General features: G+C 71.5%; 13 protein-coding genes and 1 tRNA gene. 6 read left to right on the top strand and 8 right to left on the bottom strand.

Annotated elements, in window-relative coordinates; translation table 11 throughout:
• Positions 1-33: 33 nt before the first annotated feature.
• The 4 genes from ACFVW8_RS09705 to ACFVW8_RS09720 all read right to left on the bottom strand — a co-directional run bounded on the left by ACFVW8_RS09705 (position 34) and on the right by ACFVW8_RS09720 (position 4,576).
• Complete coding sequence (locus ACFVW8_RS09705; protein ID WP_389687879.1) at positions 34-909, bottom strand: carbohydrate ABC transporter permease; 876 nt, start codon at positions 907-909, stop codon at positions 34-36.
• A complete protein-coding gene (locus tag ACFVW8_RS09710; protein WP_389687881.1) occupies positions 906-1,907 on the bottom strand; it encodes a carbohydrate ABC transporter permease in 1,002 nt (333 codons plus the stop codon). The genes ACFVW8_RS09705 and ACFVW8_RS09710 overlap by 4 nt, the downstream gene beginning before the upstream one ends.
• 47 nt (positions 1,908-1,954) lie before the next feature.
• Positions 1,955-3,316, bottom strand: coding sequence for an extracellular solute-binding protein (locus ACFVW8_RS09715; protein WP_389687883.1), 1,362 nt, complete (start codon positions 3,314-3,316; stop codon positions 1,955-1,957).
• 102 nt (positions 3,317-3,418) lie between these two features.
• Complete coding sequence (locus ACFVW8_RS09720; protein WP_389687885.1) at positions 3,419-4,576, bottom strand: substrate-binding domain-containing protein; 1,158 nt, start codon at positions 4,574-4,576, stop codon at positions 3,419-3,421.
• A gap of 139 nt (positions 4,577-4,715) precedes the next feature.
• Here ACFVW8_RS09720 and ACFVW8_RS09725 point away from each other — a divergent pair, with 139 nt between their 5' ends.
• Complete coding sequence (locus ACFVW8_RS09725) at positions 4,716-5,483, top strand: sulfite exporter TauE/SafE family protein (RefSeq protein WP_389687887.1); 768 nt, start codon at positions 4,716-4,718, stop codon at positions 5,481-5,483.
• A 59-nt stretch (positions 5,484-5,542) separates the two neighbouring features.
• On the opposite strand, the gene ACFVW8_RS09730 is transcribed toward ACFVW8_RS09725, so the two are convergent.
• Entirely contained in the window at positions 5,543-7,072 is a 1,530-nt protein-coding gene (locus tag ACFVW8_RS09730; RefSeq protein WP_389687889.1) for an amino acid permease, read from the bottom strand.
• 61 nt (positions 7,073-7,133) lie between these two features.
• Positions 7,134-8,141: a hypothetical protein gene (locus ACFVW8_RS09735; RefSeq protein ID WP_389687891.1), complete on the bottom strand. Its 1,008-nt coding sequence runs from the start codon at positions 8,139-8,141 to the stop codon at positions 7,134-7,136.
• 321 nt (positions 8,142-8,462) lie between these two features.
• Between ACFVW8_RS09735 and ACFVW8_RS09740 the strand changes: the two genes are divergently transcribed.
• Genes ACFVW8_RS09740 through ACFVW8_RS09750 form a run of 3 tightly spaced genes read left to right on the top strand, consistent with a single transcriptional unit; the run spans position 8,463 to position 12,546 of the window.
• Positions 8,463-9,896: an FGGY family carbohydrate kinase gene (locus ACFVW8_RS09740; protein ID WP_389687893.1), complete on the top strand. Its 1,434-nt coding sequence runs from the start codon at positions 8,463-8,465 to the stop codon at positions 9,894-9,896.
• A 23-nt stretch (positions 9,897-9,919) separates the two neighbouring features.
• Positions 9,920-11,332 (top strand): NAD(P)/FAD-dependent oxidoreductase, encoded by a 1,413-nt coding sequence (locus tag ACFVW8_RS09745; protein WP_389687913.1) that lies wholly within the window; start codon positions 9,920-9,922, stop codon positions 11,330-11,332.
• Positions 11,329-12,546 carry an FAD-dependent oxidoreductase gene (locus ACFVW8_RS09750; RefSeq protein ID WP_389687895.1) on the top strand — a complete coding sequence of 406 codons (1,218 nt, stop codon included), beginning with the start codon at positions 11,329-11,331 and terminating at the stop codon, positions 12,544-12,546. The genes ACFVW8_RS09745 and ACFVW8_RS09750 overlap by 4 nt, the downstream gene beginning before the upstream one ends.
• A gap of 52 nt (positions 12,547-12,598) precedes the next feature.
• Here ACFVW8_RS09750 and ACFVW8_RS09755 read toward each other — a convergent pair whose 3' ends face one another.
• Complete coding sequence (locus ACFVW8_RS09755; RefSeq protein ID WP_389687897.1) at positions 12,599-12,919, bottom strand: hypothetical protein; 321 nt, start codon at positions 12,917-12,919, stop codon at positions 12,599-12,601.
• Between the two features lie 92 nt (positions 12,920-13,011).
• Positions 13,012-13,635: a DUF309 domain-containing protein gene (locus ACFVW8_RS09760; RefSeq protein WP_389687899.1), complete on the bottom strand. Its 624-nt coding sequence runs from the start codon at positions 13,633-13,635 to the stop codon at positions 13,012-13,014.
• A 109-nt stretch (positions 13,636-13,744) separates the two neighbouring features.
• Here ACFVW8_RS09760 and ACFVW8_RS09765 point away from each other — a divergent pair, with 109 nt between their 5' ends.
• Positions 13,745-16,378, top strand: a complete 2,634-nt coding sequence (locus ACFVW8_RS09765; RefSeq protein WP_389687901.1) for an ATP-binding protein — start codon at positions 13,745-13,747, stop codon at positions 16,376-16,378.
• A 49-nt stretch (positions 16,379-16,427) separates the two neighbouring features.
• Positions 16,428-16,501: transfer RNA gene (locus ACFVW8_RS09770), tRNA-Pro, on the top strand.
• Positions 16,502-16,514: the final 13 nt, after the last annotated feature.

Raw genomic sequence — 16,514 nt, forward strand, 5'->3', positions numbered from 1 at the left:
CCTGGTACGGGGGAGGGGTGCGGACCGGTCCGGCTACTTGACGGCGCCCGCGGTGAGCCCCGACTTCCAGAAGCGCTGGAGCAGCGCGAAGGCGAGGATCAGCGGCAGGACCGCGAGCAGCGAACCCATGATCACCACGGGGTAGTACTCGGGTGAGACCGTGGCGGAGCTGTTCCAGGTGTAGAGACCGAGACTGACCGGATACAGGTCCTGGTCGGAGAGCATCACCATGGGCAGGAAGAAGTTGTTCCAGATCGCGGTGAGCTGGAACAGGAACACGGTGACCAGGCCGGGACCGAGCATCCGCAGCGCGACCCGGACGTATGTGGTCAGCTCCCCGGCCCCGTCCACGCGGGCCGCTTCCAGCACCTCGTTGGGCACGTAGCCCTGGCTGAATATCCGCCCCAGGTACACCCCGAACGGATTGAAGAGCACCGGGATGAAGACGGACCAGAAGGTGTTGACCAGCCCGGTTCCGGACGCCATCAGGTACAGCGGAAGCGCCAGTACGGTCTGCGGCACCATCACCGCCGCGAGGACCAGGCCGAACAGCTTCTCCTTGTGCGCGAAGCGGTACTTGTCGAAGGCGTACCCGCAGGCGATGCTGATCATCGCGCCGAGTGCCGCGCCCAGGACCGCGTACAGCAGGCTGTTGCCGTACCAGCGCCCGTAGACCCCGCCGTCCATCGCGAACAGGTCCTTGAGGTTCTGCAGGAAGGAGAAGTGGTCGAGCGAGAACACATCGCTGCCGAACAGGGCGTCGCGGTCCTTCGACGAGGCGAGCACCAGCCACAGCACCGGCAGCAGCGTGTACAGCACGGAGATGCCGACGACCAGGTTGACGACGGATCGGCCCAGGAGCCGGGGGCGCAGGGCGGCGGCGTTGCGGGTGGGACTCGTCGCGCTCATCGGGCGTCCTCCTCGGGGGCGTTGGAGCGGTTGGTCCAGCGGGTCACGCCGTAGGAGAACGCGATCGTGAGGACGAGCAGGACGACCGAGGCCGCGGCGGCCAGGCCGTAGTTGTTACGGGTGAACGCCGCGTCGTAGATGTACATGCTGGGCGAGAACCGCGAGCTGATCATCGGCGTCGACTGGCTCAGCAGCATGGGTTCGGTGAACAGCTGGAGCGCGAAGATCAGGGTGAACGTCGCGACCATCACGATCGAGGAGCGCACGAGCGGCGTCTTGACCTGGAGCGCGGTACGGACCGGCCCGGCACCGTCGACGACGGACGCCTCGATGACCTCGCGCGGCACGGCCTGCAGCGCGGCGTAGAAGACCACCATGTTGTAGCCGAGGTTGCTCCACAGGGCGATGTTCACGATCGACGGCACCACTGTGTGCACGCCGAGGAAGTCGATCGTGATGTCGGCCTTGCCGAGCAGGTCGATCACCGGGCTCAGCCCGGGTGTGTAGAGGTAGAGCCAGATGACGGCGGCGATGATGCCGGGCACGGCGTGCGGCAGGAAGAGCGCCAGCTGCGCCCAGGAGCGCAGTCGTACCACTCCGGAGTCCAGCAGCAGGGCCAGTGCCAGTGCGCCGATCACCATCAGCGGGATGTAGATCAGGCAGTACAGGACGACTGTGCCCAGACCGCTCAGGAACGTCGGGTCGGTCAGTACGGCGCTGTAGCTGCGCAGTCCGACGAAGACCGTGCGCTCGGGGCCGAATCCGAGCCCCGGCTGGTCGTCGCTGAAGAAGCTGAGCCAGACGGCGGTGCCGACCGGGATCAGGAAGACCGTCACCAGAAGGATGAAGAAGGGGGTCATCAGGGTGCCGGCCGCGCCGAGTTCACGGCGCCTGGCCGACTTCCGGACGGCACCCGGGGCTGTGGTGGGTTTCGGCGACGCGGCGGAACCGGGCGCGTCCACGGGGGCGGAAGCCGTCGAGGTGAGCGGGCTGGTCATCGGTGTCACCTGCCTCTCTGCTGCTGGGATGGGGGACGGTCTGCGGATCAGCTGCTGTGCTCGGTGGTGGACAGGCCCAGCGCCTTGAGGTCGGGCATGGTGCCCCGTTGGGCCGCGCGCACCGCGTCGAGGACCGAGCCCTGGCCGCCGCCCATCCGGGCGAAACCGTCCTGCATGACCTTCAGCGTGGCGGTCATCCGCGGGCCCCACGTCCAGCCGTCCCGGATCTTGTGCGCCTCCTGGTCGAACAGCGTGTAGATGTCCTGGCCGCTGTAGTAGCCGCGGTCGAAACCTTTGCGGCCGACGGGAACGAGTCCGGGGACGGCCGGGTACTGGCTGCTGGCTCCGCTGGAGAGCCGGGCCAGCAGCGCGTCGGGGTGCGAGATCTGCCACTCGATGAACTGCAGGGCTGCCTCGGGGTGGTCGCTGCTGCTGGTGACCGCGAAGGTCGATCCGCCGTGGGTGCCGAGCGCCGGGTCCGCGGGAGTCCACTGGGGGAGCGGCGCGATGGCCCACTTGCCCTTCTGGCCGGGACGGGCCTTCATCTGGGCCCCGGCGTCCCAGGCGCCGCTGAGCCGGACGAGGACCTTGTCGGAGCTGAGGAGGGCGTCGTACGCCCTGCTGTCCACCGGGCTCATGGTGACCAGGTCCTCGTCGATCAGCCGCTGCCAGTACGCCGCCACGCGGCGGCTCGGTTCGTCGGCGAGGGACATGTTCCAGGCGCCGCCGCTGGTGTCGAACCACTGGGCACCGGCCTGCCAGGCGAACGTGGCGAACTGGCCCCCGCCGTCCGTGGCGAAGGTCGTCAGCCGCCGGCCGGGCGCCTTGCGGCGTACGGTGCGGGACGCCTCCTCGAACTCGTCCCAGGTGCCCGGGACTTCGATGCCGTACTCGGCGAAGAGGTCGGTGCGGTAGTGCATCACCATCGGCTCGACATCGAGCGGCAGACTGAAGACGCGCTTCTCGAACGTGGTGAGGCCCAGTGCCTGCGGCAGCAGTTTGTCCCGCAGGCCGTCGCTCAGCATGTCCGTGAGCTCCATGGCGACCCCGTCGATGGCGAAGCCCGGGACCTGGGGGTACTCGATCGTCGCGACGTCCGGGGCGTTTCCGGCCCGGGAGGCGTTGCTGAGCTTGGCGTAGCCGCCCTGCGGGCCGGAGGGGATCTGCTGGAAGTCGACCTGGATCGTGTCGTGCGTCCGGTTGAACGCGTCCACCACCTCCTGGCTCCCGCGCAGGGCGGACCAGAAGGTGATGTGCGTGGCGTTGCGGCCGGACTTGTTGCTGACGGTGCTGGTCCTGCTCGTGCTGTCCGTCCCCGATGCGCCACCGCTGCAGGCGCTCAGTGCGCCCGCCAGCGGTACTGCGGCCATCGTGGCGAGCACGGATCGACGGCTCTGTCGACCAGGCATGGGCGCCTCCCGCGGCTCCTGATTGAAGACACGGGGAATCCTGTTCGGCTGATCGGTAGCGGTCAATAGATCGCTCAGAAGAAAATTGAAGCGGTCAAACGGTCAGTCTGTGGCGGGGATGATCGTCTGCGCCGATCCGCGTACCTTCAGCCCGGGCAGCAACTCGGTCCGGCGCACCGGCCCGGCCGCCCCGGCGGCTCCGGAGAGCCGGTGGAGCAGCAGCTCGGCGGCCGCCCTGCCGATCTCCGCCTTGGGCGGCGCCACCGCGGTCAGCGGTGTGCTGCCCAGGGCCGCGACCACATCGTCGTACGCCACCACCGAGCAGTCCCGGGGCACCTGCACCCCGCTCTCGGCCAGGCGCTGCACCAGCATCAGCGCGTCCACATCGCCGTGCAGCACGGCCGCCGTGGCGCCGCGTTCGCGCAGCAGCGCGGCAAGATCGAGCGCGTGGCCGGCGCTCGCGGGGGAGGCGCCGGGCGCCGGCTCCGTCCCGGACGGCCCGGGGCCCGGCACGGCGTTCGGCGAGCTCAGCACCACCGTCCAGTCCGTCACCTCGGGCCGCCCCGCCGCGATGTCGGCGAACGCGGCGCGCACGGTGCGCGCCGTCGGGCTGTCGTCACGGGCGGCCAGCACGATACGGCGGTGGCCCAGCGACACCAGGTGCTCCACGGCAAGGTGCATCCCGTACCAGTGGTCCGAACAGACGGAGTCCAGCGCGTGCAGAGCGCTGCCCGGCCTGGGCCGCCGCTCCATGAGCACGGTCGGCACCCCCACGTCCGCCAGCCAGCCGTAGTCCAGCTCCTCCGACAGCGCGTTGCGCCAGCGCGGGGCGATCAGCAGCCCGCGCGCCCCGTCCGCCAGTGCGCGTTCCACCAGCGGCCGTTCGGCGCCTGCCGACTGCGGTGCGATGTGCAGCGCGATCCGGATCCCGGACTCCTCCAGCACGGTCCGGGCGCCGTGCAGCGTCTCGTACAGGTACGAATGCCGCTCGGGTACGACCAATGCGACCGCGCCGCCCTCACCGGCCGGCTCGCCCTCCCGCGGGCCGGGTACGGCCGCGGTTCCCGCAGGATCCCGCAAAGGCCTGGCCACGCCGTGACCGCGCCGCAGCCGCCCTGCCCGGGTCAGCTCCTCGACATCCCGCCGCACCGTGACCACGGAGACGTCCAGTTCGGCGGCGAGGGCGCTGACCTTGACCGGCCCGCGCGACTCCACCACCGCCATGATCCGCTGACGCCTGAGTTCAACCGGCTCCCGCATACTGCTGGCCCCCTCGCCGTACCGCTGCGCGTTGTGCGTTTGAACGCTTCGTGTGAGCGCTTGGAGCGCAGCATAGCCATGCCGGTCTGCGGGCTGGGTCATGGCCGAAAATCATGGGGGATTACGATCTGTTCCTGGCATGGACACCCTCACCCTCTGGCAACTGGCGGCACTGGCCGCGGCATCCGCGCTCGTCGGCTTCTCCAAGACGGCGGTCAGCGGTGCCAATACGATCAGTCTCGCGGTCTTCGCGGCGGTACTCCCCGCCCGCGAGTCCACCGGAGTGCTGCTCCCGATCCTCATCGCCGGTGATGTGCTGGCTGTGCTCAGCTACCGTCGCCACGCGCACTGGCCGACGCTGCTGCGGCTCTTCCCCGCCGTCGCCGTCGGCGTGGTGGCGGGCACCCTGTTCATGATGTGGGCCGACGACGCCGCCGTGCGGACGTCGATCGGGGCGATCCTGGTCTTCATGGCGGGGGTCACGGTCTGGCGGCGCCGCGCCGCGGCCGGGAGCGAGGAGCCGGTGGCGGAGACCGGGCCGCCCGCCGCGGCCGAGCGGCTCAAGGCGCGCTCGTACGGGGTGCTCGGCGGCTTCACCACGATGGTCGCCAACGCCGGTGGTCCCGTCATGTCGCTTTATCTGCTTTCGGCCGGCTTCCGCAAGCTCGGCTTCCTCGGCACCTCGGCGTGGTTCTTCCTGATCGTCAACACGTCCAAGGTGCCGTTCAGTGTCGGCCTCGGGCTGATCGACGCGCAGTCGCTGCTGCTGGACGCCTGCATGCTGCTGTTCGTGCTCCCCGGCGCCTGGCTCGGCCGCAAGTGCGTGGACCGGATCAACCAGGTCCTCTTCGAGCGGCTCGTCATCGGGGCGACCGTGCTGGGCGGTCTCCAGCTGCTGCTGAACTGACGGCGGCCCTCCCGGACCGGTGGTCCGGAAGGGCCGGGCGCCGGAAAGAAGGCCGGGTGTCAGACGATGCCCTCCTCGATCTCCGCCTGCTCACGGGCGTTGCCGTACGCCGACGGCGTGCTGTACGAACGCCGCGCGACGAACCACCACACGGTGGCCAGTACCAGCACGGCGACCAGCGCGATCGAGGCGTAGTTCATCGAGTCGATCGTCACCGGCGAGGACTGCGGCAGCAGGAACAGCACCGTCACGATGGCGACCCACACCACGGCGATCCAGCCGACCGGCTTCGACCAGCGGCCCAGGTGCCACGGCCCGCGCTCGAAACGGTCACCGGCGCGCAGCTTCAGGAAGATCGGGATCGCGTAGGCGGGCGTGATGCCGATGACGTTGATCGCGGTCACCGCACCGTACGCGGTCGCGGAGTACAGCGACGGCACGGCGAGCAGTCCGGCCACGACGACCGACAGCCACACCGCGTTGACCGGCGTCTGGGTGCGGGCGCTCACCTTGCGCCACAGCGCGGAGCCGGGCAGCGCGTTGTCCCGGCTGAAGGCGAACACCATCCGGCTGGCGGCGGCGACCTCGGCGTTGCCGCAGAACAGCTGCGCGGCGATCACGATCAGCAGCATCGCCGTGGCGCCCGATGTCCCCAGCGCGTCGATCAGGATCTGGGCGGGCGGGACCCCGGTGGCACTGTTCTGGGTGCCCGCGTAGTCCTGGATCGCGAACGTCAGCCCGGCGAGCAGGACGAAGCCGGCCAGCCACGAGACCCAGATCGCGCGGACGATGCCGCGGGCCGCCGAGACCGAGGCGTTCGACGTCTCCTCCGACAGATGGGCGGAGGCGTCGTAACCGCAGAAGGTGTACTGGGCCAGCAGCAGACCGATCGCGGCCACGTAGAGCGGGTTCTCCCAGCCGGTGTCATTGACGAACTCGGTGAAGACGAACGACGGGGACTGGTGGTGCGAGGGGACGATCGCCAGTACCGAGACGATCACCGCGACGCCCACCAGGTGCCACCAGACACTGATCGAGTTGAGCACGCTGACGAGCCGGACACCGAAGAGGTTCAGCACGGCGTGCAGCAGCAGGATGCACAGGAAGATGATCATTGTCCTGCCGGGGGTGGGGCTGAACCCCCACTGCAGATTCATCAGCGCACCGGTGAACAGTGCGGCGCCGTAGTCGATACCGGCGATCGCACCGAGCAGCCCGAGCAGATTCAGCCAGCCGGTGTACCAGCCCCACTTGCGGCCGCCGAGCCGGTCCGCCATGTAGTAGAGCGCCCCGGACGTCGGGTACGCGCTGGTGACCTCGGCGAGCGCCATGCCCACGCAGAGCACGAACAGACCGACCCCGGCCCAGCCCCACAGCATCACCGCGGGCCCGCCGGTCGACATGCCGAAGCCGTACAGGGTCATGCAGCCGGACAGGATCGAGATGACGGAGAAGCTGATGGCGAAGTTGCCGAAGCCGCCCATCCGGCGTGCGAGCACCGGCTGATAGCCGAGCTCGCGCAGCCGCTGCTCCTCGTCCTTCGGCTCGTCGGCCTCGGAACCCGTGTGGGGCGAGGTGGATATGGACATGGGGGGACCTCCGTGAGCGGTGACGGTGCTGGGGACAGAGAGGGGGACACGGGGCACCGGCTCAGCCGTGCGGCCCCCGGTCCGGGTCGCGCTCCGCGGCCAGGGCGCGGCTGCGGGCGCGCAGGAACACTTCTTCGGCGCCGCCGGGGTCCTTGGGCGAGCGGGTGCGGTACGCCCAGGGCAGCGAGGTGAAATAGGGGCCGAGTTCTCTGAACACCGGGGCGGCGTCGGCGAACTGGAGCGCGCCCCACAGGGCGTGGGCCAGATGGTTCAGGTCGAGAAGGGCGTGGCTGGGCGCGGACGTGCGACGGAACCAGAGGTGCAGAGCGCGGACGGCGTCACGCTCCGCGTCCTCGGTGACCCAGTGCAGGTCGAGCGCCTTCTCATGGCCGCGCTCGCGGCGGTAGCGCTCGACCCGCACATAGAGCGGAAGCACATGGAGGGCGGATCCGTCGGGAGCCGAGGAGGCGGCCCACTGAACGAAGTTGACCGCCTCGGAGAGGGAGCCGCCGGCTTTGCGCGCGTAGACGAACTGCAGCATCCGGTGGTAGGCCTCGCGGTTGTGCGGATCGCGCTTGTCCGCCTCGGCCAGCAGGCCCCAGGGGCCGGGGAAGAGCATGGGGCCCGGCGGGTGCAGCCGGTGCTCCTCCAGCCGCTGGCGTTCGTCGAGCTGGGAGAGGGCCAGCAGGCACACCCAGGGCACCGGGTCGGCGGGCGAGGCGTGTGCGGCCGAACGGCATGCCTCCCATGCCTGCTGCCACAGCTCCTGGGCCCGGCGGTGACTCTCACGGTGGGCGCGGACGGCCCGTTCCACGACGACCCGGGCGTGCATCACGGCTGCCGCGACGCTCCGGGGCTCCTCCGTCAGCCAGGCCTGTACCGCGTCCGATCCCGCGGCGACCGCGCCGAGCACCTGGGTGCGCTGGGTCCACAGCGTCCAGCCCGGGGTGCTCTCCAGCAGATCGCGCATGGAGAGCCAGCGCCCGGTACGTAAGTCCTGTAACGCGGAGCGGAGTTCATGGTCGTGGCCGGCCGGATGATAAACCGGCCGGAAATCACTGTTGGCCATCGATGCGCTCGGGGCATGGTGTCGGTCTCATCGATCCTCAAGGACGTGGGGGGTGAAGCAGCTGTTGAAATACGAACTGCTGTAAAGCGTCCGGTTGTTGCTCGGCGGTGAGTGTAGAGCCCCTTGTGTCGAACCCCCGAATGATTCGTGGATCTTATTCAAGTCACGTGCTTATACAGGAGGTTGGCCGCCATATGGCCGTTCCGGACGTACGCCTTGCGGGTGCTTGACGTAGCCGCTGGGCTGCACCACCCTGGGTTCCCGCAGCCGAAGATCACCATTCCGTTCAAGCGCCGGAGCTTGCCTACCGCTGGGGAGCCGATGACAGGTCCGGTACTCGCCGTGGACCAGGGGACCTCCGGCACCAAGGCGCTGGTGATCTGTCCGGAGCGTGGCGTGATCGGTTCCGCTTCGGCTCCCGTGCGCCCTCGATTCGGTGCCGGCGGAGCGGTCGAGACGGACCCCGCCGAGCTGTTCGGCTCGGTCGTCGAGGCCGGGACACGGGCCCTGGCCGAGGCGGGCGAACCGGTCGCCGCCGTGGGGCTCGCCAACCAGGGCGAGACCGTGCTCGCCTGGGACCCGGACTCCGGACGGCCGCTCACCGACGCGATCGTCTGGCAGGACCGGCGGGCCGCCGGAATCTGCACCGGACTCGGCGAGCGCGAAGCGGAGTTGAAGCAGCTCACCGGACTGCCGCTCGACCCCTATTTCGCCGCCCCGAAGATGGCCTGGATCCGCCGTGAACTGACCCGCGAGGGAGTCGTCACCACGAGCGACTCCTGGCTGGTCCACCGGCTCACCGGGGAGTTCGTCACGGACGCCGCCACCGCCGGGCGCACCCAGCTGCTCGACCTCGACCGGGCCGGCTGGTCTCCCCCCGCCCTGGACATCTTCGGCCTGGCCGGCGAACGGCTGCCCACGGTGGTCGACGCCGCCGGAGCGTTCGGTGCCACGACCGCGTTCGGGGGTGAACTCCCGCTGACCGGCCTCCTCGTCGACCAGCAGGCAGCCCTGCTGGCCCAGAGCGCCCTGGAACCGGGCACCGCCAAGTGCACCTACGGCACGGGTGCGTTCCTGCTCGCCCAGACCGGCCCGGTCCCGCGCCGCAGCTCCAGTGGACTGGTCAGCTGCGTCGCGTGGCGGCTCGGCGGGCGGACCAGCTACTGCCTGGACGGACAGGTCTACACAGCGGCCTCCGCGGTGCGCTGGCTCACCGACCTCAAGGTGATCTCGGGCGCCGCCGACCTCGACCCGGTCGGCGGCTCCGTCCCCGACTCCGGGGGCGTCACCTTCGTACCCGCGCTCGCCGGACTCGCCGCCCCCTGGTGGCGCGGAGACCTGCGGGGTTCGGTGACCGGGCTGGGCCTCGACACCACGGCGGGGCACCTGGTGCGGGCCCTGTGCGAGGGCATCGCCGCGCAGGTCGTCGAGCTGGCCGAAGCGGTGGCCGCGGATCTGGGGGAGAGGCCCGGGGCGCTGCGTGTCGACGGCGGCCTCACCCGCTCCTCGCTGCTCATGCAGACCCAGGCCGACCTGCTGCAACGCCCGGTCGAGGTCTCCGCGCTGCCCGATGCCACCGCACTCGGCGTGGGCGCCGTGGCCCGGATGGGCCTCGATCCCGGACTCACGCTACGGCAGGCCGTGCCCGCCTGGGAGCCGGCCGCGGTGTACGAGCCCCGGATCGGCCCCGACGAGGCGGCCGAGCGGCTCGCCCGGTTCCGTGCGGCCGTGGGAACCCTGCTGGAGCGGTCGTGACAGCTGTCCGGGCGGGCGGGCCGGTGACGTGCACCGTCACGAAGGCCGGCCGGCCGCTGCCCGACGACGCGCCGTACGACGTCACGGTGATCGGCGCGGGAGTGGTCGGCGCCGCGATCGCGCGTGAGCTGGCCCGCTACCCCGTCCGGACCGCGCTCGTCGAGGCCTGCGACGACATCGGCGACGGCACGTCCAAGGCCAACACCGCGATCCTGCACACCGGTTTCGACGCCGTGCCCGGTTCGCTGGAGGCCAGGCTGGTACGCGAGGGGCAGCGCGAGCTCGCCGCCTACGCCGCCGCGACGGGTATCCCCGTCGAACGTGTCGGCGCCCTCCTCGTCGCCTGGGACGAGGAACAACTCGACGCACTGCCAGGGCTGTTGGCGAAGGCCGAGAAGAACGGCTACCACGCGGGCCGGCTGCTGGACCGGGTCCGGCTCGCCGAACTCGAACCGAACCTGGGGCCGGGCGCGTTGGGCGCACTGGAGATCCCCGACGAGTCCGTCATCTGCCCCTGGACGACCCCGCTCGCCTTCACCACCCAGGCCCTGCTGGCCGGCGTCCATCTGCACCTGGACTGCCGCGTCACGCACATCGAATCCGACGCCGGCATCCACACCCTGACCACCACCCGCGGCCCGCTCCGCACCCGGCAGCTGATCAACGCGGCGGGACTGCACGCCGACGAGATCGACCGCCTGCTCGGGCACGATGTCTTCACGGTCACACCGCGCCGCGGACAGCTCATCGTCTTCGACAAACTCGCCCGCGACCTCGTCCACCACATCCTGCTCCCCGTTCCCACCGCGGCGGGCAAGGGCGTCCTGGTGGCCCCGACCGTCTTCGGCAACGTCCTGCTCGGCCCCACCTCCGAGGACCTCGGAGACAAGGCGGCCACCGAGTCGACGGCGGACGGACTCGCGTTTCTGCGGGAGAGGGGGCGCAGGATCCTGCCGCGGCTGATCGACGAGGAGGTCAACGCCGTCTACGCGGGACTGAGAGCGGCCACCGGCCAGGAGGACTACCGGATCCAGGAGTACCCGGACCTGCGCTACATCGCCGTGGGCGGCATCCGATCCACCGGGCTGACCGCCTCCATGGCCATCGCCGGACACGTCACCGGCCTCCTCGCCAGGACCGGTCTCGACCTGGGCGCCCCGGCCGGACTGCCGCCGCTCACCATGCCGGATCTCGGCGAGTCGGCCGGCCGCCCCTACCTCGACGCCGCACTCATCGCCCGGGATCCCGCCTACGGCACCGTGGTCTGTCACTGCGAACGCGTCACCGCGGGCGAGATCCGCGATGCCCTGGGCTCCGTGCTGCCGCCACGCTCGACGGCAGGGCTGGCGCGCCGGACGCGGGCCGGTAACGGGCGCTGCCAGGGCTTCCACTGCGGGGCCGGCCTCCGCGCACTGATCGAGGGGACCAGGTCATGACCCGCCGCGAGCGGACGGTCGATGTACTGGTCGTGGGAGCCGGCCCGGCGGGACTCGGCGCAGCGGCCGAACTCGCCGCATCAGGAGCGCGGGTCGAGGTCCTGGAACGGGAGCAGAGCGCGGGCGGCATCCCGCGCCACTGCCACCACGGTGGATTCGGCAGCCGCCGCGGCGGCGGACTGAGCGGCCCCGAGTACGCGCGGCGGTGCACGGCCGCCGCCGAACGGGCCGGCGCCACCCTGCGCACCGGCGTCACCGTCACCGGCTGGGCCGGACCCCGCGTCCTCGACGCCACCGGCCCCGGCGGACTGGAACGGATCACGGCCGGCGCCGTCCTTCTCGCCACCGGCGCCAGGGAACGCCCCCGCAGCGCCCGGCTCGTCCCCGGCACCCGCCCGGCGGGCGTCTACACCACCGGGGAGCTCCAGCAGGCCGTCCACCTGCACCACCAGTACATCGGTACGCGGGCGGTGGTCGTCGGCGACGAACCCGTCAGTCACGCGGCTGCCGACACCCTGCGGGCCGCCGGGGTCGAGGTGGCCGCCCTGGTGACCGGCGACCCGCCGGCACCTCTGGGGCGCGTCCGCCGCGGAACCCCGGTACTCACCCGCACCACCGTGACCGGACTGACCGGGCGGGGGCGGCTCACCGGAGTCGCGCTGCGCCACGACGACGGCCGGACGACCACGCTGCGCTGCGACACCGTGGTCTTCACGGGGGACTGGATCCCCGACCACGAACTGGCCCGGCGCGGTGCGGTCGCCCTGGATCCCGGCACCCGGGGCCCGGCCCACGACGCTTCGTACCGCACCGGTGAGCAGGGCGTCTTCGCCGTGGGGAATCTGCTGCACGCTGTCGAGAGCGCGGGCACCGCGGCAGCCGAGGGCCGGGCCGCCGCCGCCCCCGTACTGCGCCATCTGACCACCGGGTCCTGGCCCGCCGGGCGCCCGGCGCTCACGGTGGCGGCCCCGCTGACATGGATCGCGCCCAACCTCATCGCCCCTGACGGAGGCCGGCCCCTGAACAACCGCTTCGTGCTGCGTACCGAGCGCCGGCTGACCGTCCCGGTGCTCGTGGTCCGCCAGAACGGGCTGCTGCTGCACCGGCAACGACTGCTGCTGCCCGCCCGCCCCGGCATCCCCCTCCACCTGTCCGCCGACTGGCTGGACCGGGCAGATCTGCAGGGCGCCACCGTACGGATCTCCGTGCACTGACCGTGCAGCGGGCGGGGGGTGCTTCTGGCGCGCGCGTGCGGCGCGGCACGGATCAGGGAATCAGCAGCCAGTCCGAACCGATCGCTGCCACCAGGCCGATCCCCAGCAGCCAACTGCCCAGCCGAGTACGGCCGTTCCTGCTGAGCTCGATCACGATCCCGCACAGGATCAGCGCCAGTCCGTACACGCCGACCACCAGGACGGAGGACCGGCTCGCGATCCGCAGCCCCAGGACGACCGCCATCGCGGCCATGCCGACCGAGGACAGGACGATGCGCAGCTGTCTTGCCTGACGCGGTGTCAGTCGCCGCTCCTCGGCTTCGGGTGCGGGTATCGGGGCGTCCACGGCCTGGTCGTGGTCAGAAGTGCTCATGAGGCGGGATGGTAATAGCTTCGCGCGGCCCTGTTCACCGCTCTCGGTCAAGGAGAGGGAAAGGACGCGGGCCGGCGCGCCCACTGCCGGGGCTACTGGTGGCCGGCTCGCAGCCGCGGTGCCTCGGTGGCCGCGTCGACGGGCCCTGCGCCCGGGCCCTCCACCCGCCCCGCCAGCTCCCGTGCCCAGCCGATCAGCGCACCGGCTGCGATTCCGTGCACCGGGGCGGCGGCGGAGCCATCGGAAGGGGATGCCCCGGAGCCGCCGGAGGCGGTCACCCGGGCAGAAGCGGAATCCCCGGACAGGCCCGGGGGCACGGGCGGCCCCTCGCCCGCCGGCCCCCCTGCGCCCTCACCCCCGGTGAACTCCGCGAGCGCCGCCGCGCCCCGCCGCAACAGCCGCGCCCCGCCCGTCACATTGCCCCGGGCGGCATGGGTCAGCCCGACCGCCAGCTGCGCCAGCCCGCGCCACAACTCACGCTCCGCCACGGGGCCCGACTTCCACGCGTCCTCGAAGACCTCGTGGGCATGGAACGGCATCCCGGCGTCCAGCAGTCGCTGCGCCTCCCGCACCGTCTCCTCCGGGGTGCGGACCAACCCCTCGGGCTGCCGCTCCACACCGGGCGATCCGTACGGCAGGGGGCGCCCCAGCCCGTCGCGGGGGCGCGCATTGTGCGCCCGGCCTTCGGTGTCGCGGTCCCTACGAGTCTCGTCCACCCCTCGATTGTGCCCCGTACCTGCGGTGAACTCCCCGAACCACTGTCGGCGGGCCCCCGCGCACGACTATTCTCGGCAGTTGTCCGTACCACTTTGGGGGAGGGCAGGCATGAAACCGTCCCGGCCGCTGTACGAGCGCGAACCGGAACTCGCAGCTGCCGCGCACGCCGTCGACGCACTCTGCGGCGCACAGGCGGCCGGCGGGCTGCTGATCTTCAGCGGCGAAGCAGGCATCGGCAAGACGGCACTGCTGTCCGAGATCCGGACCATGGCAGCCGACCGGTGCACCGTCTGGTCCGCAAGGGGCGGCGAAACCGTCACCTCCGTGCCGTTCCACGTCGTACGCCAACTGCTGCAGCCCACGCTGGACCAGCTCCCCATCGACGACGTACGCGCCCTGTTCGGAGCCTGGTACGAGATCACGGCACCGGCCCTGGGGCTTGTCGAACCGACCGGCCCGCAGCCCGATCCGCAGGGTGTGCGCGACGGTCTCGACTGGGTCGTCTCACGGCTCGCCTCCCGGCTGAGCCACCGCCCGCTGCTGCTCGTCATCGACGACGCCCACTGGGCCGACGGCGAATCCCTCGCCTGGCTGGCCTCGTTCACCGCCCGCCTCGGTGAGCTGCCGGTCCTGGTCGTCCAGGCGCACCGCCCCGAGGAGCTCGCGGCCCGGGAGGCGGCGCGCACCGCCGCGGGCGGCCATCCGGCGCAGGTCAGGGTCGCCCTGCGGGCCCTCACACCGGACGCCACCGCGGAACTCGTCCGCGCGGGACTGGGCGAGCACGCCGACGGCCCGTTCTGCCGCGAGGTGTGGGCCGTCACCGGCGGCAACCCCTACGAGGCGGTCGAGCTCGTCGCCAAGGTCCAGGACCGCGAACTCGTCCCGCTGGAGGAATCCGCCGGCCTGCTGCGCGAACTCGGCGCCTCGGCCCGCGGCAGCGGCCTCGTGGCCCGGCTCGAACGGCTCGGCACCAACGCCAACCGGTTCGCCTGGGCCGCTGCCGTCCTCGGCACCGACATCTCCCAGGACCTCGCCGCCACCCTGGCCGGCATGAGCCCTGCCGAGGCGGCGGACTGCACGGCCCGGCTGCGTGAGGCCCGTATCGTCAGCGGCTTCGATCCGCTGGAGTTCGTGCACCCGCTGATCGCTACCGCCGTGTACCGCTCGATTCCGCCCGCCACCCGCACTGCCATGCACGGCAGGGCGGCCTGGGCGATCACCCGGGCCGGTCTCGGGCCCGCAGCGGCCTCCCGGCACCTTCTCGAAGTCCATCCGGACGACGACCAGGAGCTGGTCGAGCAACTTCGGGCGGCCTCCGACCAGCACCTCGCGGTCGGTGCCCCCGAAGCGGCCCGCCGCTGTCTGGAACGAGCCCTTCAGGAACCGCCGCGCCAGGACGTGCGCGCGACCCTGCTCTACGAACTGGGCTGCGCCACCCTGCTCAGCTCACCGCCCACCACGGTGCAGCATCTGCGTGCCGCGCTCGACCTGCCGGGTCTGGCGGACGACCTGCGGGTCGACGCCACGTTCCGGCTCGCCGCGGCGCTGTCCCACAACAACCAGCTCAAGGAGGCGGCGCAGGCCCTCGCCGCCGAGGCCGAGCGGACCGCACCCGGCCCCGGTCTGATGCGCCTGCAGGCCGCGCACTTCCTCTGGGAGGGCATGCAGGCGGCCGAGGACGACGGGCCGGGCCGCTCGCGACGGCTCGCCGCCAACGCCGACCACCTCGCCGGCCGGGACAACGCCGAGCGGGCCCTGCTCACCCTGCGCGCCTTCGACGCCATGCTGCGCGGCGAGAACTCCCAGCTGATCGTGGACCTCTGCGAACGCGCCCTGGTCAACGGGCACCCCGCCCGCGGTCTCGGCTGGACCGATACGGAATGGGGTTTCGAACTCCCCACTCTGCTCGGCATCACCTACGCCTTCACCGACCAACTCGACCGCGCGGAGGAACTCTTCGGCGAGGCCGTGCGCGCCTTCGAGATCTCCGGCTGGAGCGGCGCCCACCTGGCCTTCGCCCATACGCTCCTCGGCCTGGTCCACCGCCGCCGAGGCCGTCTCGCCGAGGCTGAAGGATTCCTTCGCGAGGGACTCCGGCTCGCCGACCGTGTCGGCAGCGGTCTGCCCGTCCACTGGGACGCGGCGTGTCTGCTCATCGACACGCTGCTGGCACGCGGCCGGGTCACCGAGGCCCGCAAGGTCGCCGACCAGTACGACTTCGGTGCGCCCTACCCCAGCGCCATGGTGCTGCCCGACGGGCCGTGCGTCCGGGGACGGCTGCTGCTCGCCGAAGGCCGCGTGAAGGAAGCGGTCACCGAGCTGGAAGCCGCAGGTCAGTCCCTCGAACCCCGTGGCAGGTTCAACGGAATCTGGGGCCCCTGGGCCGGTGACCTGGCGCGCGCACTGGCCGACGAGGACCGGGGCCGCGCCGCCCAGCTCGCCGCCGCGGCCCGGGTACATGCCGAGCGCTTCGGAACGGAGACGGCGATCGGCGAGGCCCTGCGCTGTGTGTCGCTCTTCGCCCGCCCGGAAGAGGCCGCGCACCTGCTGGGCGAGGCGGTCCGCCACCTGGAGGCTTCCCCGTCCAGCTACGAGCTCGCCCTCGCCCTCGTCGACCACGGCATCGCGACCCGTTCCCCGGGACAGCTCGCACGGGCGCACAAGCTGGCCACGGCCTGCGGTGCGGAATCCCTGGCGACCCGCGCCCAGCAGGCACGGGCGTCGATCCGGCCCACCGAGTGAGGTAATGTTTCTCCTGCGCAGCCGCCCGGGGACACCGGGGGAACTGCAGCGGGACGTGGCGCAGCTTGGTAGCGCACTTGACTGGGGGTCAAGGGGTCGCAGGTTCAAATCCTGTCGTCCCGACTGGAGACAGTCG

Origin of the sequence: Streptomyces sp. NPDC058221, assembly GCF_042882365.1 — a bacterium.
Lineage (GTDB): Bacteria > Actinomycetota > Actinomycetes > Streptomycetales > Streptomycetaceae > Streptomyces.